This is a genomic window from Lysinibacillus cavernae, from assembly GCF_009724685.1.
In the GTDB taxonomy this organism is placed as follows: domain Bacteria; phylum Bacillota; class Bacilli; order Bacillales_A; family Planococcaceae; genus Lysinibacillus; species Lysinibacillus cavernae.
The window spans coordinates 198,391-218,836 of record NZ_WMEF01000005.1 but is presented as its reverse complement, the minus strand read 5'-3'; the positions used below and the strand labels follow the sequence as shown (position 1 = coordinate 218,836).

General features: G+C 36.7%; 20 protein-coding genes. 18 read left to right on the top strand and 2 right to left on the bottom strand.

Going from position 1 to position 20,446, the window contains the following annotated elements; all coding sequences use genetic code 11:
* Positions 1-119 precede the first annotated feature (119 nt).
* The 4 genes from GJU32_RS13055 to GJU32_RS13040 all read left to right on the top strand — a co-directional run bounded on the left by GJU32_RS13055 (position 120) and on the right by GJU32_RS13040 (position 4,248).
* The gene (locus GJU32_RS13055) at positions 120-1,307 is read left to right on the top strand and encodes an MFS transporter (protein ID WP_155592389.1); all 1,188 of its coding nucleotides are present in this window, start codon (positions 120-122) and stop codon (positions 1,305-1,307) included.
* 229 nt (positions 1,308-1,536) lie between these two features.
* Positions 1,537-2,805 (top strand): MFS transporter, encoded by a 1,269-nt coding sequence (locus GJU32_RS13050; protein WP_155592388.1) that lies wholly within the window; start codon positions 1,537-1,539, stop codon positions 2,803-2,805.
* A 17-nt stretch (positions 2,806-2,822) separates the two neighbouring features.
* The gene (locus tag GJU32_RS13045) at positions 2,823-3,320 is read left to right on the top strand and encodes a kinase (RefSeq protein WP_155592387.1); all 498 of its coding nucleotides are present in this window, start codon (positions 2,823-2,825) and stop codon (positions 3,318-3,320) included.
* Between the two features lie 139 nt (positions 3,321-3,459).
* A complete protein-coding gene (locus tag GJU32_RS13040; RefSeq protein ID WP_155592421.1) occupies positions 3,460-4,248 on the top strand; it encodes a lipid II flippase Amj family protein in 789 nt (262 codons plus the stop codon).
* Positions 4,249-4,364: 116 nt separating this feature from the next.
* Here GJU32_RS13040 and GJU32_RS13035 read toward each other — a convergent pair whose 3' ends face one another.
* Entirely contained in the window at positions 4,365-5,249 is an 885-nt protein-coding gene (locus tag GJU32_RS13035) for a gluzincin family metallopeptidase (RefSeq protein WP_155592386.1), read from the bottom strand.
* Positions 5,250-5,457: 208 nt separating this feature from the next.
* Here GJU32_RS13035 and GJU32_RS13030 point away from each other — a divergent pair, with 208 nt between their 5' ends.
* From GJU32_RS13030 to GJU32_RS13015, 4 genes are all read left to right on the top strand, one after another.
* Positions 5,458-6,132 carry a response regulator transcription factor gene (locus tag GJU32_RS13030; RefSeq protein WP_155592385.1) on the top strand — a complete coding sequence of 225 codons (675 nt, stop codon included), beginning with the start codon at positions 5,458-5,460 and terminating at the stop codon, positions 6,130-6,132.
* Entirely contained in the window at positions 6,129-7,490 is a 1,362-nt protein-coding gene (locus tag GJU32_RS13025; protein ID WP_155592384.1) for a sensor histidine kinase, read from the top strand. Before GJU32_RS13030 ends, GJU32_RS13025 begins: the two co-directional genes overlap by 4 nt.
* Positions 7,491-7,657: 167 nt before the next feature.
* Entirely contained in the window at positions 7,658-8,593 is a 936-nt protein-coding gene (locus GJU32_RS13020; protein ID WP_155592383.1) for an alpha/beta hydrolase, read from the top strand.
* Between the two features lie 185 nt (positions 8,594-8,778).
* Positions 8,779-9,645: a DMT family transporter gene (locus GJU32_RS13015; protein WP_155592382.1), complete on the top strand. Its 867-nt coding sequence runs from the start codon at positions 8,779-8,781 to the stop codon at positions 9,643-9,645.
* 25 nt (positions 9,646-9,670) lie between these two features.
* Here the strand turns inward: GJU32_RS13015 and GJU32_RS13010 are convergent, their stop codons facing one another.
* Positions 9,671-10,357: an ArsR/SmtB family transcription factor gene (locus tag GJU32_RS13010; RefSeq protein ID WP_155592381.1), complete on the bottom strand. Its 687-nt coding sequence runs from the start codon at positions 10,355-10,357 to the stop codon at positions 9,671-9,673.
* Between the two features lie 87 nt (positions 10,358-10,444).
* Here GJU32_RS13010 and GJU32_RS13005 point away from each other — a divergent pair, with 87 nt between their 5' ends.
* The 10 genes from GJU32_RS13005 (at position 10,445) to GJU32_RS12960 (ending at position 20,419) form a co-directional block, all read left to right on the top strand.
* Positions 10,445-10,753, top strand: a complete 309-nt coding sequence (locus GJU32_RS13005; protein WP_155592380.1) for an antibiotic biosynthesis monooxygenase family protein — start codon at positions 10,445-10,447, stop codon at positions 10,751-10,753.
* A 216-nt stretch (positions 10,754-10,969) separates the two neighbouring features.
* On the top strand, positions 10,970-11,260 hold the full coding sequence (locus GJU32_RS13000; RefSeq protein ID WP_155592379.1) for a hypothetical protein: 291 nt from the start codon (positions 10,970-10,972) through the stop codon (positions 11,258-11,260).
* A 438-nt stretch (positions 11,261-11,698) separates the two neighbouring features.
* Complete coding sequence (locus GJU32_RS12995; RefSeq protein ID WP_155592378.1) at positions 11,699-13,090, top strand: sigma-54 interaction domain-containing protein; 1,392 nt, start codon at positions 11,699-11,701, stop codon at positions 13,088-13,090.
* A gap of 343 nt (positions 13,091-13,433) precedes the next feature.
* A complete protein-coding gene (locus GJU32_RS12990) occupies positions 13,434-14,204 on the top strand; it encodes an SDR family NAD(P)-dependent oxidoreductase (protein WP_155592377.1) in 771 nt (256 codons plus the stop codon).
* 23 nt (positions 14,205-14,227) lie between these two features.
* Positions 14,228-15,616: an aminomethyl-transferring glycine dehydrogenase subunit GcvPA gene (gene gcvPA / locus GJU32_RS12985; protein WP_155592376.1), complete on the top strand. Its 1,389-nt coding sequence runs from the start codon at positions 14,228-14,230 to the stop codon at positions 15,614-15,616.
* A gap of 22 nt (positions 15,617-15,638) precedes the next feature.
* A complete protein-coding gene (gcvPB, locus tag GJU32_RS12980; protein ID WP_155592375.1) occupies positions 15,639-17,225 on the top strand; it encodes an aminomethyl-transferring glycine dehydrogenase subunit GcvPB in 1,587 nt (528 codons plus the stop codon).
* A gap of 11 nt (positions 17,226-17,236) precedes the next feature.
* Entirely contained in the window at positions 17,237-17,983 is a 747-nt protein-coding gene (locus GJU32_RS12975) for an SDR family NAD(P)-dependent oxidoreductase (RefSeq protein WP_155592374.1), read from the top strand.
* A gap of 21 nt (positions 17,984-18,004) precedes the next feature.
* A complete protein-coding gene (locus tag GJU32_RS12970) occupies positions 18,005-18,832 on the top strand; it encodes an ABC transporter substrate-binding protein (protein ID WP_155592373.1) in 828 nt (275 codons plus the stop codon).
* 194 nt (positions 18,833-19,026) lie between these two features.
* Positions 19,027-19,722: an amino acid ABC transporter permease gene (locus GJU32_RS12965; RefSeq protein ID WP_155592372.1), complete on the top strand. Its 696-nt coding sequence runs from the start codon at positions 19,027-19,029 to the stop codon at positions 19,720-19,722.
* On the top strand, positions 19,697-20,419 hold the full coding sequence (locus tag GJU32_RS12960; RefSeq protein ID WP_155592371.1) for an amino acid ABC transporter ATP-binding protein: 723 nt from the start codon (positions 19,697-19,699) through the stop codon (positions 20,417-20,419). The genes GJU32_RS12965 and GJU32_RS12960 overlap by 26 nt, the downstream gene beginning before the upstream one ends.
* Positions 20,420-20,446 lie beyond the last annotated feature (27 nt).

Sequence of the window (20,446 nt, the reverse complement as noted above, 5' to 3'; positions counted from 1 at the left end):
TAAGATAAGCTAGAAAGGGAAAGAATGGCACGTAATATAACAATTTTTTCTATATTTCTATGTACGAATATTTAAAATTTTGTTACGATGAATTTTATTGAAACAACAAGGAGAACAGCATGTGGCGAAATCGAAACGTATGGATTATTTTATTAGGTGAATTTGTTGTCGGTCTTGGCTTATGGGCTGGTATTATTGGGAATCTAGCCTTTATGCAAGAGGTAGTACCTTCTGACTTTCACAAATCATTAATTATTTCTTGTGGTATTTTAGCAGGATTGGTCGTCGGTCCGATGGCAGGAAGAATCATTGACCAAACCAAGAAAAAAACGGTTGTACAGATGGCGAGTATTGGACGAATCGTCAGTGTTTTATTTATGTTTATCGCACTTTATACAAATTCAGTCATTTGGATGATTCTATTTTTAATTACTTTGCAAATAGCGGCAGCGTTTTATATGCCTGCTTTACAATCTATTATCCCAATGATAGCGAGGGATCAAGACTTAATTACATTGAATGCTTGGCAAATGAATGCCAGAACGATTTCAAGGATCATTGGGACAGCCGCAGCAGGATTTATGTTAAGTTTCTTTGAATTAAAATGGTTATATATCATTTCATTTATCGTTTATGTAGCGATGTATATCATTACAAGCTTACTACAATTAAATGAAACAGCTGATGCAACACTGACAAACAAAGAAAAAGGGAATTTTAAAGAAGTATTACCTATGGTGAAAGAGCATCCAATCGTACTCATGACACTTGTATTAATGTTAATTCCAACATTATTTTTAGGCTCTTTCAATTTAGTTATCATGAAAATTTCGGAAATGCATCAATCTACGACAATCTCAGGGTTGTTATATACAGTGGAAGGTATCGGCTTTATGCTAGGTGCTGCGTGTTTAAAAATAATTGCTGAACGCGTACAAATGGGCACACTTCTCTTCACATTGGCCTTTATTATCGGCTCTATGGAGTTAGTGCTATTACTAGCAGATATTCCATTTTTCGCTTTAGTGGCCTTTGGGGTTTTTGGCTTTTCAGTCGGTTGTTTTTTCCCGACAACGATGGTCATTTTCCAGAAACAAGTACCGAAACAGTTCCATGGACGCTTTTTCTCATTCCGCAATATGATTGATTCAGTCGTCTTTCAAATCGTGCTATTGTCCACTGGGATGATGCTAGATTTAATTGGTTTAAGTGGAATGGGTCTAGTTTTTGGGATTATTAGCTTAAGTTTAACTTGTACTTTTTTATTCTACTCTAAGAAAAAGAAAGTGGTCATGCACGCACATTAATTAGAGAGATATTCTGCCTTCTTGAATATATACCCATGATGGTATAATGGCGATGGCAGATAAAAGGAACTGTCTAGGAAATGGAGACAGTTCCTTCTTCATTTTACACATTAAATTAAGCTTGATAAGCATAGAGTACCTTGAATGGGCTTTATATGATGATGTCGACTTCAAAATTTTAATATAGACAATAGATTGTGTGGAAATCAAGTGAAAGAAGGTAGGAAAAATGAATGAAAAAACACAAGTTTCGATAGAGTCATATATAGATTCGCCAGAAAAGCTAAAGACCTTATATAGGCGAGTGTTAATGGTTGTCAGTCTATCCCAAATTTTTGGTGGAGCAGGGCTTGCAGCAGGTATTACAGTAGGTGCTCTGTTGGCCCAACAAATGCTAGGAACGGATGCCTATGCAGGCGTACCATCTGCATTATTTACGCTAGGATCAGCAGGAGCTGCTTTCATTGTAGGGAAGCTTTCACAACGCTATGGTCGTCGTATAGGTTTATCAACAGGCTTTATAGTGGGTGGACTCGGTGCAATGGGTGTCGTCCTGGCCGCTTTATTGAATAGTGTGATCGTATTGTTTGTTTCACTATTAATCTATGGTGCTGGCACTGCGACTAATTTACAAGCACGCTATGCTGGCACTGATTTAGCCAATAACAAACAACGAGCAACAGCTATCAGTACAACTATGCTCATGACAACTTTCGGCGCGGTATTAGGTCCGAATTTAGTAGAGTTGATGGGGAAAGTGGCACAATCCATTGGTATTCCAGCTCTTGCAGGTCCTTTTATACTATCTGCTGTCGCTTTTATTGTAGCAGGGCTTGTTCTTTTTATCATGTTGCGTCCTGATCCATTAGAGATTGCCAAGGCTATTGCAGCGCACAAGTTAAAAGTAGACCAGGAAAATAAAGCACAGTCCCCACATGCATCTGGCAATAAGAGGGGTCTAGCGGTAGGGGCGACGGTGATGGTCTTGACGCAAATTGTGATGGTAGCGATCATGACCATGACGCCAGTACATATGAAACATCATGGTCATGGTTTAGCGGAAGTTGGCATTGTTATAGGGTTTCATGTAGGTTCCATGTATCTTCCTTCGCTTGTAACAGGTATCCTCGTCGATAAAGTTGGACGTACTGCGATGAGTATTGCGGCAGGTATTACGTTGTTACTAGCGGGTTTAGTGGCCGCTTTTGCTCCGAGTGATTCAATGCTTCTACTCATAGTGGCACTTTCCCTACTGGGATTAGGTTGGAACTTTGGTTTAATAAGTGGTACGGCACAAATCGTTGATGCGACAGAACCAGCCACACGTGCAAAAACACAGGGGAAAATGGATGTATTTGTAGCACTGGCGGGTGCGTCTGGTGGTATGCTGTCAGGCATGGTGGTAGCGAATTCAAGCTATGCAGCACTGTCTTTAGCGGGAGGGCTACTGTCGTTAGTATTGATTCCTGTTGTCATTTGGTCTAGAAGAGCAGTTTAAAAGGAGAGAAGGGGAAAATGGCATCAAAGCTGATTATCATACGAGGAAATTCTGGCAGTGGAAAAACGACGATTGCAAAAAGTCTTCAAAATCATCTTGGCCATGGGACGCTCTTGGTTCCACAAGATGTCGTTCGTCGTGATATGCTAAAGGTTCATGATCGAGAAGGAAATCTGTCCATTGAGTTGATTCGTCAAATCGCTGAGTACGGGAAAGGTCGATGTGAGTTTGTGATTGTAGAGGGAATATTGGATAACAGTCGTTACGGAGACATGCTGAAACATTTAATCCAGTTCTATGATCAGAAGGCTTATACGTATTATTTTAATTTATCCTTTGAAGAAACCGTCAGTCGTCATTACACTAGATGTAAAAAGCTGGATTTCGGAGAAAATTCTTTACGTGCCTGGTGGAACCCAAACGATGATCTTGGCGTGGATGGAGAAACGCTGTTGACGAACGATATGACACAGGACGATGTATTAAAATTAATTTTAAATCAGCTACAGAAGTAATATGAATTCTTACCCTTATTAATAGAGGGGTAAGATTTTTTAAATCGGAACTATTTTGTGGGATAGGCGTCACAATGTTAAATCGTAAGAAAGCAAAGAGTAGGTACAAAATGTGGACTTAATAACAGAAAAATTAATGATGATTGCATTATTTATTTTAATCATACATGCAATTGAAACACTTGCTTATGCAGTACGCTTATCTGGAGCACGTGTCAGGTTACTAGCCTCAGCATTATCGCTTTTTAATGTGATGGTGATGGTTTCCAGACTAGCGAATATGATGCAACAACCGTTTACGGGAAGTCTTGTCGATAAAGCGCCTGTTGATAATGCCTTAGTACATGTAGAAAATCAATTTCGAATCATTATTGGCGCGGCTTCGCTTGGAACAATACTAGGCATCTTATTAATCCCAACCTTTATAGCCATTTTTTCAAGGGCCATCGTCCATTTGGCTGAGGAAAGGGGCTCGATTCCAGCATTATTGAAAAAAGGCTTTACTTTTGAATATGTAAGACGAGGTTTGAAACACTTTCATAAACCTAGTTTTACCTATCTAAAAGGCATTAGCTTACGAGATATACCACTTAAATTATTTATCATCAATATCGTCATTACGGCCATCTATACCATCGGCGTTTTATCGGCTTTGTATGCCACTTTATTAGTACCGGAACTAAAAACAACTGCCGTTATGGCATCTGGATTAATCAATGGCATAGCGACCATTCTGTTGATTCTATTCATTGACCCGAAAATTTCCATTCTAGCCGATGATGTCATCAATAAAAGGGGGAGTTATCTAGATTTAAAAAGAGCCTCCGTTATGATGATGTTTTCAAGATTTTTAGGAACCATAGTGGCACAGTTATTATTCATACCTGGAGCTCATTATGTGGCATGGTTTGCGAAGCTGATTGCTTAATTGAAGTATGATGGAACGCTAGAATACAAGCGTACTTGTAAGCAAACAGGAAAGATCTAAGTCCGGTATGTTCCGAGCTTAGATCTTTTGTGATGATCGTTGGGTTCTTGCTATTTCTAGGAAGGTTCCTTTGCAAAATAAATAGGATCTAGTCGGAGAATAGTTGTATTTTTATCATAGAAATCAGGCAAATTAAATTTTTCTTGATGCGTAAACCCTTTTTGATTATTAATAAAGGCTAACCAATCCATTTCTATTTCACTAACGCTTTTTCCGTATACTTCTTCTATTTTGTTTGCCAGGTCTCTCTTGTCATATATTTGTTCAAACTTATCTAGTCCGTAAATATCAACTAAATATTTAACAAATGAAGCAGCATGTGCATAGCTCATCTCCCAAAGGACACTTTGTTCTTCTTTGTTTGGAAGGTCTGCGCGAAAATAGCCATCGTCTTGATTCGGATCTATCAATTTGCTAATGGGAATTAATTTGTCTGAATCCAGAAAATGCTTCATATACTTTTCAAGATATAATTCATTTTTACCGTATTGATCTTCCATATAAACCGCGAAACCTTCTTGTGTAAAATAGCCATTATCGGTATCAAAATTGCCCCCATAACCAAGTAAGGAATGTGTCAATTCATGGACAAGTGGGTAATTTTCTTGACTGAGATCTAACTCGATTTTCGATGCTAATCCCCATGATGGAGTGCCTTCATTTAGAAATACTGTTATATGCTCAGATGGAACATAGGATGTATGTATGGATTGCATAATATCATCATAAGCCTTACGGAGTTCATCTTTTATCGTATCCACAGTTTTTTTGGGAGCCTCCATGTTATTAATAATCTCAAAAGTTGTTTTACCATCTGCTGTTACCACGATATTTTCATCATTTTTTTCTTCTTGTATTTGCTCTTTAGGAATTACGGTATCCTGAGAGCAGGCTGTTAATAAGCATATAAAGATAAGGGAAAAGCCTCTAATTTTAAACATATTACCTCCAGAAAAATCAGTATTTTCTAATTAATACGGACTTAAAAACCAAAAGTTTCATTTTATGTAAAAATAGAAGAAATGAGGAAAACGTTCTCAAGCAAGCTTTTCTTAATTGGAGAGTTTCGAGAGTCACGTAAGCGAGAAGTGAAGTATATTTATAGTATAATAGGGTAGAATTTTACATTGGAAAAGAGGGAACGGATGTATGCCGACTATACTTGTTGCTGATGACGATACGAACATTCGTGAACTTGTTTGCTTATTTCTGCGCAAGGATGGGTTCACAACAATAGAGGCTGGGGATGGCAAGGAAGCGCTGTCCATCTATCATTCAACGCCTATTGATCTTGTGGTGCTAGATATTATGATGCCGACCATGGATGGGTGGGCTTTATGTAAGGAGCTACGTAAAGTAAATGCTGATCTTCCGTTACTTATGTTGACGGCAAGAGGGGAAACATGGGAAAAAGTGAAGGGCTTTGAGCTCGGAACAGATGATTATTTGACGAAGCCATTTGATCCGTTAGAGCTGACGGTCCGTGTAAAGGCATTATTAAAACGCTATAAGATTGGCTATTCGCAGACAATAAAGCTTGGAGATATCACGCTTAACCGACAGACTTATAAAATTATGAAAGGAACGGAGTCCATTACGCTGCCGCTCAAGGAGTTCGAATTATTATATAAACTCGCTGAAACACCTGGACAAGTCTATACTAGGGAGCAGCTGATCGAACAAATTTGGGGGATTGATTATGCTGGAGACAATCGAACAATCGATGTACATATTAAACGCCTACGGGAGCGCTTTACCACGATAACGGATTTTCATATTGAGACGATACGAGGTTTAGGTTACAGGCTAGAGGTTGACGAATGATTAAATCATTGTATACACGCGTCGTGTTGACTTTTCTTGTTGCGGTCATTGGAGGTACGGTTGTTTCCTTTTTCGTGGCAACATGGGTATTTAAAGATAAATTGAATGAAAATTTACAAATTCCTTTACTGAATTTTGGACAGGATATTGTATTGCTATTTGATACATTACCGTTTAATGAGGCAGACGCCTTTGTTCGTGGCATGCATCAGCTTGAATCCTATTATATCCGCATTTATGAAGGGACAGGGCAGTTTAAATCTTATGGAGAACTTCATGAAAATAAAATGGCCAACGTGACGATGGAACAAGTGAAAAAAGTACTGGATGGAGAAATCGTTCAAATTAATTCAAGTGGTACTTCCTCCATTCTAGTAGGAATGCCATTATCAACGGAAATGGGAACAAAAGCGATGTTTATCGAGCCAATTTCCTTACCTTCTACTGCGTTTGCGATAAAATTAATAGTGAATTTTTCCACCTATGCTCTCGTCATAGGAAGTATTGTGTTTTTAGTAGCAGCTATGTTTCTAGTCAAACCGATTAAAAAATTAACAAAAGCTACAAAACATATTGCAGGTGGAGATTTCAATGTCGAGCTAAATATAAAGCAATCCGGAGAGCTAGGTACTTTGGCAAAAAGCTTCGAGGATATGGTGTATGATTTACAGCAGCTTGAGCAAATGCGAAGAGATTTCGTATCGAACGTATCCCATGAAGTACAGTCGCCACTTACTTCCATATCTGGCTATGCTTTAGCGTTGAAGCAAGTAGACGTAACAGAGGATGAGAAAAGTCGTTATCTTGATATTATCATTTCCGAAGCTAATCGAATGTCTAAAATGAGTGATAGTCTGCTAAAGTTAAGTTTACTTGAATCGAAGGCACAACCGATGCAGCTCATGTCGTTTAGTCTTGATGAACAGATTAGACGGGTGATTGTCGCAATCGAGCCGCAGTGGTCTGCTCGTAACATCCATTTTAATCTCCATTTACAGGCTATTCAGCTGATGGCTGATTACGATCAATTACAGCAGGTATGGACAAATCTTCTTACGAATAGTATCAAATTTTCAACTGATGGTGACAAGGTTGATGTCAGCATGAAACAAGAGGCTGATCATGTGACAGTCAAAATAACTGATAGGGGTATTGGCATCTCTTTAGAGGATCAAAAACATATATTCGAGCGATTTTTTAAGGCGGATCGCTCCCACAGTCGTAAATATGACGGTAGTGGGATGGGGCTTGCTATCGTCAAACAAATCATATCGCTCCATCAAGGGTGCATCCAGGTAGAGAGTGAGTTAGGGCGAGGAACGACCATTATTGTCAATTTACCTCTCATAGCGCATTAATTGCATGTGAGATCCAATTATTTTTTGTTGTTCATACTGCGTTCATATTACTGTCATTCTGAATACATCTCGGTCCTTTACACTGTCATTAACAGCTTATAAGGTAGCTGGAATAACCGTTGTAAAGGAGGGATGCACGAGTATAGGTGAATCGCTCGTGCATAAATATGAAAAAATTTTATAAGATTCTACTAAAGTCAATAATTATACTAGCTTTAATTATTGTGCTGCTACTTGCGCTTGTTTTTATAGGTAACATTGTCTTCAACAAAATAGAGCAAGGAAAAATAGAACCCTATGGTCAGCTCGTATCCGTTAAAGGAAAAAATATGAATGTCACGATTCAGGGAGAGGGTGCAGAAACAATTGTCCTACTACCAGGCTTCGGAACAGCAGCACCAACGCTTGATTTTAAGCCACTTATAGAAGAATTGGTTCCTCATTATAGGGTCGTCTCAGTAGAGCCTTTTGGCTATGGCTTAAGTGATGATACCGATAAAGAACGAAGCACAGCCAATATAGTTAGTGAGATTCATGAAGCTTTACAGGATTTAAAGATTGACCGCTATATGTTAATGGGACACTCTATAGCAGGCATCTATGGACTCGATTATGTCAATAAATATCCGGATGAGGTGACTGCATTTGTTGGGATTGATAGCAGTGTGCCTACGCAAGATGGTATGGATACGGAATTCCCAATTAAGAAGTTACAACTTCTCAAAAAATCCGGAATCGCTAGAGTATTATTAAAATTTTCAGGTGATCCATATGCCGGACTGCCCTATGATGATGACACAAAAGAACAAATAAGGATGATTACAAACAAAAACTTTTATAATACGAGCACTTCCAATGAATTGACAAATATAGAAAGCATTTTTACAGCAACCAAAAACTTAACTTTCCCTAAAGATTTACCTCTTTTGCTATTTGTTCAGGAAAAAAACGAAGGCATTGAAAAAAATTGGATAAAGTTGCATGAAGAGCAAGTCAAAAATTCAGATCATGGCGAAGTGATTTTATTAGATGGAGGGCATTATTTACACCATACAAGATCACAAGAAATCGTGGAAAACTTGAAAATGTTTATGGAAAATTAATCATTATTACAATCTTACCTCTTTAGTTTTATAAGAGGTAAGATTTTTTAATTCAATACCAATTGCTAAACATAGGTGTATTTAACTTTTCGAAATATATGTAATCCATACTTCGATAAGCATTGAACTACTACCTGTTTATAATCAACATAGTGTGATTATTAAAATAGGTTAGGAGCTTTTGTATGAAGAACTATCAATTTATTGCTTTATTAGTCGTAACGACCTTTTTAATGGGTTCGTCTTTTGCCATCGTAAAACTAGGATTACCTTATTCATCACCTTTATTATTGGCTGCGCTTCGTTTTATAGTCGCAGGAATAATAATGGCTATCATTGTCAAAATTTTTAAAAGACCACATCCAACGACAAAGGAAGAATGGCTCAAGTTATGTGTCATTGGGGCATTTCAAACTGCTGGTGTTATGGGCTGTATATTTTTAAGTCTACGTACCATTACAGCAAGTGAGTCTTCTATATTAACGTTTACAAACCCATTACTGGTTGTGATATTTGCTACGATCTTTACCAAAGCACGCTACCGTTTCTATCAATGGATAGGGGTATTGCTTGGTTTAATAGGGGTTATTATCACAATGGGTGCCCAAGTGGAGTTGAAAATAGGCCTTATATTTGGATTGTTATCAGCAGTATTTTGGGCTAGCGCAACACTATTAGTGAAAAAATGGGGCGTATTATTTGATACTTGGGTGTTATCAGCTTATCAAATGTTGTTTGGAGGCTTAGTTCTTTTACTAGCGAGTGCCTTGTTAGAACAACCATTTTTTATTGTGAGTCAGCAGTCAATATTGATTTTATTATGGCTGAGCATCTTTTCTTCTATCATTCAATTTGCAGGCTGGTATTATCTTTTGCACAACAGTGATCCTGGGAAAACAAGTGCTTATTTATTTTTAGCTCCTTTTTTTGGCGTGTTAACAGGTTGGGTGTTATTAGACGAACCTCTAAAATCAACATTAGTAGTTGGAGGGGTATTTATTTTATTTGGGATTTATTTGGTAAACCGTACGTTTAGTAGAGGAAAGGTCTAGGAGTATCCCCCTAGCCTTAAACTATTTATAAATCTAAATGGAAAACCTCTTTCAAACCAATTTTCCCTTGCTCCGTTACTTTAATTGCACGAATAGATGGTACTCGTGAAAGCCAGCCAAGGTTGAATAATTGGTTTAATAGCTCACTGCCTAGTGCGCCAGCTAAATGGTATCGCCGTTCACTCCAATCTAAACATGCATGAGAAAAGGATCGTCGTTTTCTTTTTAAAGCCGCTAAATCAAGGCCAAATGTGGTGAAAAACAAAGTGCCTTCATCGGTCAGCACAAACTGTTTTTCTTCTAATTTTATATAGCCTGCAGTCATAAGTGATTCGGTTAATTGGACGCCTAATTTACCAGCTAAATGATCATAGCAAGTTCTAGCATCTTGCAATAATTTTATTTGGCTTGATTGTTTTAAAGAGCGTACTTCAGGTGGCGGTGAGATGGCTAGGAAAGATTCAAGAAATTGAGCAATGTCCTCACTTGCTAATTGAAAATAGCGATGTCGACCCTGTTTTTCAACTTTTATTAGCTTACCCTCTACTAGTTTAGCAAGATGAAAGCTAGCAGTTTGCGGTTTGATGGCAGCCATATACGCCAGTTCACTAGCAGTATGGAAGCGACCGTCCATCATACTAGCTAGTATGGTTGCTCTTGACGTTTCGCCAAGGAGTGATGCTACTTCAGCCATATTTGGATTAATTCCCATGCGTCACGATCCTTTCAATGTTTTATATTTTAATTTTAGTCAAAGAACATATCGTTTACAATAAAAGTTATAGAGGGGGAGAAATAAATGGAAACATATTATGCAGTGATTTTTACATCACAAAGAACTGAGCAAGATGGGGAAGACTATGGCAAGATGGCCGAAATAATAGACGCCTTAGCACAGCAACAGCCTGGCTTCCTTCGTGTCGAAAGTGTTAGAAACGATGAAGGTAAGGGCATTACAGTGTCCTATTGGGAATCTTTAGAGGCAATTAAAGCATGGAAAGACAATGCCAAGCATTTAACTGCACAACAATTGGGCAAAGACAAATGGTACACCGAATATAAGGTGGAAATTTGCCAAATGATTAAAAATTATTCTTTTGTAAAATAGAATTGGAGAGTGAGAAAGCGGCACATCAATTTTCAACGTTGTATACTGGCAGCGTATTGCAGGAGCCTAGTATGTCATTAATTTTATATGGAGTGTAGATAGCGCCAGCACTACCTCAGATATAATTTATTAGAATAATTGTTCTTTTTTCTATCCAATAAAAACAGCGTATAATTTAATAGGAAGAAACTCTAAATAAAAGGGTGGCGTACGATAATGAACGAGCAATTAATAGATTGGATTATACGCTTTCAAAAGGATAAAGATATTGAAGCTCTCGCCAATTTAAAAGACTATTGTTACGAGATGATTGAGCCTTTAATTGAGGAATTTACAGCAAAACATGGTGAAGAGGCAGGGGAGTTATTACGTTTAAAATGGGATAAACGATTTTATTTTATATTTACTAAATATCAGGTGAATGTTGGTCTGCCATTAGATACATTTGTCAAAAACACGTACCGTTTTTATTTCTTGCAAGTGTTACAAAAGGCAGGTTATAAGTGATAGAAAAAATCCTTTCATTTTGGGACTAACTGTCGTTTTCGAGACAGTCAGTCCCATTTGTCTTATTCCCTTGCTAAAGTAATAATTGGACAGCAGTTTTATAGTTATTTCTTGCTCGGTTATAAGCCCGTAATTAGAATATGAGTTTTTGAATATTAGCCACCCATCCATTCTGGGTGGCTTTTCTATTGTGGATTATACTCAACAAATTTGTGTTTTTGGAAACATCCTATATTAACCTTATTTGAATAGAATAATAAAGGTGAGACGTAACTTTTGGCGAATTATATATGAAAAGATAAGAGGAAGGTTCCATATAAGGTGGAGTTCATGAAACGTAATCTATTAACTCCTTACTTATAATGGGCTATTGGGTGCTGTTTTCACTTTAAATGAATTGACTTTATTACATTTTTTGATGTATACAGGGGGAATATCATGTTGAATGCAGAAAAATTAATGCAATCACTGATTGATGCATTTGGTGAACTACTACAATTAGAAATTGCCTATTTCACTTCGAAGGGTGAAATTTTTATTGCAACAGAAGAATATAGAAAGCAAAAAGGGATACAGGTACACCTTCCCTTCTTCCAAAAGTATAATTCTAAGCCTGTTCAATATTTACAAAAGCCTGGTCAAATGAAAACATGTTCTGGTTGTAGGTTCCAAAATAACTGCCCATCTAAAGTGGAAATGCTTATGAATTTAGTAAAAGGAGAGCGTCACTTCGGATATCTGACGTTTGTTAGTTTTACAGATGAGGGAGAGAAAAAACTTTCATCTGAGCAGAAGAAATATCAATATTGGTTAGCTCGTTTAGGAGATATGATTATTAATGCATTGAACAACGAAGGATCCTATTTATTACTTGAAAATAAAAGAGGGTTTGATACGAAATATGTATTAGGTGATGCGCCTCACTTAAAACTTATTAAAAGTAAGTTAAGTAGTATTGCAAATAGCCCATCTTCAATTGTCATAACAGGGGAGACGGGAACGGGGAAAAGTTTATTAGCCAAATATATCCATGCAAATAGCATTACACACAAAGGCAAATTTGTAGAGCTGAATTGTGCAAGCATTCCTGAAAGTTTGTTTGAAAGCGAGTTATTTGGCTATGACGAAGGGGCGTTTACAGGCGCTAGAAGAAAAGGGAAAATGGGTTATTTTGAAGTTGCAGATAAAGGTACTCTATTCCTCGATGAAATTACAGAATTACCATTACATTTACAAGCAAAGCTATTAACAGTATTGCAGGATGGGCTTATTTATAGAGTTGGAGCTATTGAGCCTAGAAAAGTAAACGTAAGAATTATTGCTGCTACTAATAGATCTTTAGAGGATATGGTGAGAAAGGGTGAGTTCCGTTCTGATTTATATTATCGGCTAAATGTTATCCCTTTATCTTTGCCACCATTAAAAGAAAGAACGGATGAAATTGAATATTTAATTGTAAAGTTGCTTGAGAAGATTCAGCATAAAACAGGGAAGTTTATTAAAGATTTTACAAAGGAATTTTTGGCGGAGTTAAAATTATACGCTTGGCCAGGGAACATTAGAGAGTTAGAAAATGTATTAGAGTACAGTATGGTAATGGAGAATTCCCTACAATTAACTAGGGATAGCTTACCGGAGTATATTATCGAGAATAATAAAGCGCAAAATGTTTTTAGCAATTCTAATGTATTGAAAGATACAGAAATGGAGGTCATCTATCAAATGCTCTCTAGATATGGGAATGACACTGCTGGAAAAGAACGCGTTGCAGAAGAATTAGGAATAAGTACAAGAACACTTTATAGAAAACTAAAAAGTGAAAAAGTATAAATTTTATAGTATAGATAAATTTAACACAAGTACCTTAGCTTGTAGAGTTTTAAATTCCTTTTTATACAAAGAAGAATTTAAAACGTACTACCTAGGTAATTGTGTTTTTTTATGGTTAGTTTTAATGACAAAACTGACATCAGAATTGACAAGTATGGCAAATATGTAGGTGTTATATTTATGAATCTCATATTTCTCGCATTTAAAAGAAATTATTAAACGTCTAAAATTTCTGATTTTTCTATTAATTAAACTTATAAAGGCTTTGTGGAATCACAATTCTCTGAACTTGGCACGGATTTTGCAAGTTATGTATTAAGAAAAGGGAAGGAGGAAGATTTATTTGATAGATTACTTTGAGTTAGAAGGTAAAGTTGCTGTAATTACAGGAGGGGCTTCGGGAATTGGCCTTGCTACAGCTAAATTATTTAGTGAGTTGGGAACGAAAACAGTGATTTTAGATATCGATCAACAAAAAGGTGAGGATACAGAAAAAAACTTTAAAGAAGCTGGTTTAGATGTTGATTTTTTAAAATGTGATGTGACGAATACACAAGACTGCCAAAGTGTGGCTAATTCTATACATGAAAGATATGGAAAAGTAGACGTGCTGTTTAATAATGCTGGCATTATTCGCAGAAAAACAGTAGTGGATTTAGAGGAAGCTGATTGGGATGCGGTTATTAATGTTTCTCTAAAAGGGGTGTATTTACTTTCAAAATACTTAATCCCACTTATGAGAGAAAATGGAGGCAGTATCATTAATACTGGTTCTGGGTGGGGAATCAAAGGTGGAGACAAAGCCGCTTCCTACTGTGCTGCAAAAGCGGGGGTTGTAAATTTAACAAAGGCTATGGCTATTGACCACGGCCCAGAAAATATTCGCGTAAATTGTATTTGTCCCGGAGATACAGATACGCCATTACTTCGTGGAGAAGCAAAACAATTAAATATAGACGAATCAAGCTTTTTACGTAGTTCGGCTGTTGATAGACCGTTGGCAAGATTAGGAACACCAGAAGATATTGCTAAAGGAGTATTATTCCTTGCAAGTAATTTATCAGCTTGGGTTACAGGAACTACATTAACAGTTGATGGCGGCGGCTTAGCCTAAAAATTTAGAGGGAGGTATTTTAAATGAGTAAAAAGGTTCATCCATATATCCCTAATATGGTATGTGAGGTAAAACAAGAAATGTTAGATGAAATCGGTGTTCAGTCAGTTGAAGAGCTTTATTCGTGTATTCCAGAGGCTTTACAATTTAAAGGTACGATGAAAATCCCAAAAGCTTTGAATGAATTAGAGTTACGACGTCATATTGATGGTCTTTTAAATAAAAATGTAAGCACCAATGAATATATTAATTTTCTAGGAGCTGGTTGCTGGCAACACTTCATACCAGCCGTATGTGATGAAGTAAATCAACGTGCGGAGTTTTTAACAGCTTATGCAGGAGAGCCTTATGAGGATCATGGTCGCTTTCAAGCATTATTTGAATATCAAAGCTTAATGGCAGAGCTTGTGGATATGGATGTAGTGAATGTTCCAACATTTGATTGGGCTCAAGCTGCATCTACATCCATACGTATGGCTAGTCGGATTACAAAGCGAACGAAGATATTACTTGCTAATACACTTTCTCCTGAACGTAGAAAAGTTATTACAAACTATGGTACACCACAGTTAACATTTGAAGGGGTAAAATTCAATATTAATACAGGATTAATGGATTTAGCCGATTTAGAAGCAAAGTTGTCAAATGAAGTTGCAGCTATTTACTTTGAAAATCCATCATACTTGGGTTTCATCGAGTCGCAAGGGCAGGAAATTTCGCAACTGGCTAAAAAATATGGCGTACTTATGGTTGTTGGAGTAGATCCAAGTTCACTAGGGGTATTAGCACCACCAAGTCAATATGGGGCTGATATTGTATGTGGGGATTTACAGCCATTAGGGATGCACATGAATTATAGTGGAGGGCAAGCTGGATTTATTGCAACATATAATGACCCAAAATTTGTTAATGAATATCCATCTCGATTGTTCGGTATTATTCCAACCGTAAAGAAAGGTGAATATGGTTTCGGGGACATTGCGTATGAGCGTACGTCCTTTGCAGATCGAGAAAACGGTAAGGAATCTGTAGGTACACAAACAGCTCTTTGGGGAATTACGGCAGGTGTGTATTTGTCGTTAATGGGACCAAATGGCATGTACGAGTTAGGCCAAGCCATTATGCAAAACAGTCAGTATGCGGTAATGCAATTAAATAAAATTAAAAGTATTCGGGGTTCAAGAATTACCTCTCCGTTTTTCAAAGAGTTCATTATTGATTTTAGCAATACAGGATTAACAGTAGAAGAAATTAATTCACGATTACTAGAGCAAAAAATCTTCGGTGGTAAAGATTTATCGTTGGAGTTTCCCGAATTCGGTCAAGCAGCGCTTTATTGTGTAACTGAAGTTCACACTAAAGAGGATATTGATAAACTAGTGAATGCTTTATCTACAATCGTCGGAAATTAAATGGGGAGAAAGGAGTTTTAATGTGGAAAAAATTCTAAGAGAAAATGTAAATATAAATTTTCATCAAGCTAAGTGGAATGAACCTATCATTTTTGAGCTACATCAACCAGGTGAAGTCGGAGTGGAAGTACCACAACCTTCAAATGAGGTTGTAAATGCAATCGGTGATGGTGTTTCAGCCTTACCTCACAATATGAAAAGAGCAAATAAACCGACCTTACCAGAAATCGGTCAAGCACGTGTGTTACGACATTATGTAAGACTTTCGCAAGAAACATTAGGTTCTGATTTTAATGTTGAAATTGGGCAAGGGACTTGTACGATGAAATATATTCCAAAAATTAATGAATTACTTATTCGTAATCCTAAAATAATGGGGCTACATCCTTTACAAGATGTCGGTACTGTCCAAGGAATGCTAGAAATCATTCACAATATGGACTTAGCAATGCGTGAGGTCTCGGGGATGGACGGATTCTCCTTCCAACCAAGTGGCGGTACACAGGCATTGTTTGCAATGGCATCGATTGTACGCAAATATTTTGAAGTTAAAGGTGAGGCAGATCAACGTAATGAAATAATTACCACAATCTTCTCACATCCATCTCAAGCAGCAACCGCGGTAGTAAAAGGCTATAAAATTATAACTATACATCCAGATGAAAATGGTTTCCCAGATATTAATAAATTGAAAGAAGTTGTATCTGAAAGAACTGCTGGTTTTGTTGTAGCTAACCCTGAAGATACAGGGATTTATAATTCTAAAATTAAAGAATTTACGAAAATAGTGCATGATGTCGGAGGAATTTGTTACTACGACCAAGCAAATGCCAATGGACTGTTAGGAATTACACGTGCAAGAGAAGCAGGCTTCGACATGTGTTTCTTCAATCTACACAAAACATTTGCAGCACCACACATGTGTGGAGGACCAGCAACAGGGGCACTAGGAGTGACAGAAGCATTAAAGCCTTATCTACCAGGACCAATTGTTGATAAAGTTGGAGACCAATATGTATTAAATGATAATTTAGAGCATTCGATTGGAAAAGTACGGTCATTCCATGGAGTAGCTCAAACCATTTTACGTTCGTATGCTTGGGTTAGGGCATTAGGTGCAGATGGACTTAAAGCTGTGGCAGAAACAGCTGTATTAAATAACAACTATCTGTATAGTAAAGTATCAAAAATTCGTGGTGTGAGTGTGCCGTATGTACAAGGGCAACGATTAGAGCAAGTTCGTTATAGTTGGGAGCAACTAGAGAAAGAAACAGGTGTTACAACAGAGGATGTACAACGCCGTATGACTGATTTCGGTTTACATTACTGGACTAGCCATCATCCCTATATTGTGCCGCAACCATTTACACTTGAACCAACAGAATCTTATTCTAAGGCAGATTTAGATGAATATATTCAAGCACTCGAGCAGATTTCTAAAGAAGCGTATGAAACGCCAGAAATTGTTAAAGCAGCCCCGCAAAATAGTACAATTCATCAATTAATTGAAGCAGACTATTTAGATGACCCTTCTAAATGGTGTATATCATGGAGAGTGTATCAACAAAAAATGAGAAATAAAAAAGAAGTAGTAATTAATAACCGTTAGGGGTTGTTTTAATGAGAACGAAGCATAGAAGTTTAAAAAATAAAAGAGTTGTCATTACAGGAGGAGCTAGTGGTATAGGATTAGCCACAGCACAACGATTTATAGAAGAAGAATCTATAGTGGCTATTTTAGATATTAATAAAGAGGGTATTGAACAGTCGATACATGAAAATCCTGGAATTGCTAAAGGATACGCAGTGGATGTTAGCAACCCTGAAAATGTAAATGCTGTTTTTGAGAATATAAAAAGAGATTTAGGTGGTGTAGATATTTTTATTGCGAATGCAGGTATTAGCATTCGCAATAAGTTTCTTGATATTAGTCCAGAACAATGGAATAGAGTATTAAACATTAATCTAAATGGTGTTTTCTATACTTCACAAGCTGCAGCAAAAATGATGGTGGAGCAGGGTAAGGGTGTCATACTTATGACAGCGTCTACAAATGGAGTGACAGGACATCCTTTCTATGCGGACTACAATGCTTCAAAAGCAGGGGTTAATCTTTTAGCAAGAACAATGGCATTAGAGCTCGCTCCAAACATCCGAGTGAATACGATATGTCCTGGATATGTACTAACCCCAATGCAAATGGCTGAGTATACACCAGATATGTTGGAAGTTGTAAATGAAGGTATTCCCTTGAAACGACATGCAGACCCAAAGGAAGTCGGCGCATTGTACGCTTTCCTTGCTTCGGATGAGTCGGCATATATTACCGGACAAACAATTGCTATTGATGGTGGAGAATTAGCTTAATTAAATGGAAGGGGTTATTTGATGAAGAAAAAGTCATTCTATTTATTATTGGTGTTGGTGATTTTGTTGATGGTGGCATGTTCGGAAAACAAAACAAATACACAAGTTCCAGCTACTGCTGATGCAGAAAGTGATGATAAAGACAGTAGTGTAACAACAAATATGAAATTGGTTAAGGATGGAAAGTTAACATTTGCAATGAGTGGTTTACTAAAACCATTAAATTATAAGGAAAATCAAGAATTAGTTGGTTTTGATGTTGAGATAGGGAAAGAAATTTCAAAGAGGATTGGCCTTGAAGCAAATCCTGTAACAAATCCATGGGAAACAATTATTCAAGGGTTACGAGGAAATAAATATGATGCAATTATTGGTAGCATGACTGCTACTGAAGAAAGGTCTAAACAGGTTGATTTTTCAAATCCTTATTATGTTTCAGGTGCTACAGTATTTATTTCTAGTGAAAATAAGGATATCAAAACAGTAGAAGATTTAAAGGGAAAAACGATAGGCGTTATGCAAGCTAGTACTTATGTTGAAGATGCAAAGAAATATACTAATAAAATCAAAGAATTCCCAAGTGAAATCTATGCATTACAGGATCTTCCCCCAGGTCGTTTAGATGCAGTAATTACAGATAGAATTGTAGGTATTTCAGCAATGCAAGAATCTGGATTGAAGATTCAAGCCCTAGGCGATGTCATAAAAAGAGAAGAGATTGCAGTTGCTATTAATAAAGATAACGAAGTTTTATTAGAAGCGATTAATAAAGCAATTGAAGAGATGGTTGAGGATGGAACGTATAAAGAAATAAGTATGAAATGGTTTGGGAAAGACTTGTTAGAATAAATGTTAAAGATGGAATGCCTAGTTTGCTAAACATGTACTAGGCAAAGAAAATAATTGTAAAGCAATTAAAATAAATTGAAAATTCTTTCTATTTTGATCACTAGCAAAATCTAGTTTTATTAATTAATTTTAGCTATTTAAATGGGGTGTTTGTCTTTTACACCCACATACTTAAAAGAGGTTAGGTGATTAATATGGATTTTCTAACAAATGTAACATCTATATTTCAAAAGCATGGTATTGAGTTTTTAAAAGCGACAGTGTTAACCATTGAATTAACAATTGTTTCTTTATTTATTGCTTGTGTGATTGGATTAGTGTTTGCCTTCTTCAAAGTATCCAATATAAAAATATTAGAAAGTATTGCTAACGCTTACATTTTTGTTGTTCGTGGTATGCCATTAATAGTACAACTTATGTTCTTGTACTATGGTATTTCTAGTATCTTCACCTTAACAGACTTTGCAGCTGGATCCATTGCGCTTGGAATCCATTCAGGAGCATATATTGCAGAAATTTTCCGTGGATCCATTCAATCTATAGATAAAGGGCAAATGGAGGCTGGTCGATCTTTAGGAATGACATATTTTAAAACAATGAGACGAATTATTTTGCCGCAGAGTTTTAAAAGAGCAATTCCTGCATTAGCTAATCAATTCATCATTGGCTTAAAAGACTCGTCTTTAGTAGCCTACATTGCAGTGTCAGAATTATTTAACCATGCACTGTCGACCCAAGCTTACAACTATATGCCTCTTGAAACATACTTTGTCGTGGGAATCTATTATTTAATTTTAGTTTTATTATTCACGTTGTTGTTTAATAAACTTGAAAGTCGACTGGATGTTGGAAGGAGGAAAAAACGTGATAAAGTTGAAATCGCTTTCTAAATCATTTGGTGATTTGAAGGTTTTAAAAGATATAAACCTAGAAATTAATAAATCAGAAGTGGTTGTTCTAATCGGAGCTAGTGGATCAGGGAAGAGTACTTTATTACGATGTATGAATTTTTTAGAGATATTAGATTCAGGTACGATAAGCATCGATGATGAGATTATTGATGTAAAAAGAACTAATTTAAATCATGTAAGAGAAAATATGGGTATGGTATTTCAACATTTCAATTTATTTCCCCACTTAAGTGTTTTACAAAATGTAATAGAAGCGCCAATTCAGGTGAAAAGGCAAAGTAAAGAAGAAGCCATTCAATTTGCTATGAGTTTGTTAACAAGAGTTGGTCTTGCTGATAAAGCTAATTACTTTCCTGAACAACTATCGGGTGGTCAAAAACAACGCGTTGCTATTGCTAGGGCACTTGCAATGAATCCGAGAGTTATGCTATTTGATGAACCAACATCAGCATTGGATCCTGAGTTGGTAGGTGAAGTCCTAGAAACAATGAAAAGCCTTGCTAAAGACGGAATGACGATGGTCGTCGTAACCCATGAAATGGGCTTTGCTAAGGAAGTTGCGGACAGGGTAATTATGTTAGCTGACGGAAAAATTATTGAAGAAGGCACGCCTGTAGAAATTTTTAAAGCTCCAAAACAAGAAAGAACCATTAAGTTTTTGCAACAAGTTTTATAATTGTTATCTTTAATTAGGGGGATGATG

Coding starts and splice junctions, on each gene's coding strand:
- GJU32_RS13015 (WP_155592382.1), top strand. CDS start 8,779: ATGAAGAACTATCAATTTATTGCTTTATTAGTCGTAACGACCTTTTTA.
- GJU32_RS12965 (WP_155592372.1), top strand. CDS start 19,027: ATGGATTTTCTAACAAATGTAACATCTATATTTCAAAAGCATGGTATT.
- GJU32_RS13000 (WP_155592379.1), top strand. CDS start 10,970: ATGAACGAGCAATTAATAGATTGGATTATACGCTTTCAAAAGGATAAA.
- GJU32_RS12995 (WP_155592378.1), top strand. CDS start 11,699: ATGTTGAATGCAGAAAAATTAATGCAATCACTGATTGATGCATTTGGT.
- GJU32_RS13005 (WP_155592380.1), top strand. CDS start 10,445: ATGGAAACATATTATGCAGTGATTTTTACATCACAAAGAACTGAGCAA.
- gcvPA (WP_155592376.1), top strand. CDS start 14,228: ATGAGTAAAAAGGTTCATCCATATATCCCTAATATGGTATGTGAGGTA.
- GJU32_RS13030 (WP_155592385.1), top strand. CDS start 5,458: ATGCCGACTATACTTGTTGCTGATGACGATACGAACATTCGTGAACTT.
- GJU32_RS13035 (WP_155592386.1), bottom strand. CDS start 5,249: ATGTTTAAAATTAGAGGCTTTTCCCTTATCTTTATATGCTTATTAACA.
- GJU32_RS13050 (WP_155592388.1), top strand. CDS start 1,537: ATGAATGAAAAAACACAAGTTTCGATAGAGTCATATATAGATTCGCCA.
- GJU32_RS13020 (WP_155592383.1), top strand. CDS start 7,658: ATGAAAAAATTTTATAAGATTCTACTAAAGTCAATAATTATACTAGCT.
- GJU32_RS13010 (WP_155592381.1), bottom strand. CDS start 10,357: ATGGGAATTAATCCAAATATGGCTGAAGTAGCATCACTCCTTGGCGAA.
- GJU32_RS12970 (WP_155592373.1), top strand. CDS start 18,005: ATGAAGAAAAAGTCATTCTATTTATTATTGGTGTTGGTGATTTTGTTG.
- GJU32_RS13025 (WP_155592384.1), top strand. CDS start 6,129: ATGATTAAATCATTGTATACACGCGTCGTGTTGACTTTTCTTGTTGCG.
- GJU32_RS12975 (WP_155592374.1), top strand. CDS start 17,237: ATGAGAACGAAGCATAGAAGTTTAAAAAATAAAAGAGTTGTCATTACA.
- GJU32_RS13040 (WP_155592421.1), top strand. CDS start 3,460: ATGATTGCATTATTTATTTTAATCATACATGCAATTGAAACACTTGCT.
- GJU32_RS13045 (WP_155592387.1), top strand. CDS start 2,823: ATGGCATCAAAGCTGATTATCATACGAGGAAATTCTGGCAGTGGAAAA.
- GJU32_RS13055 (WP_155592389.1), top strand. CDS start 120: ATGTGGCGAAATCGAAACGTATGGATTATTTTATTAGGTGAATTTGTT.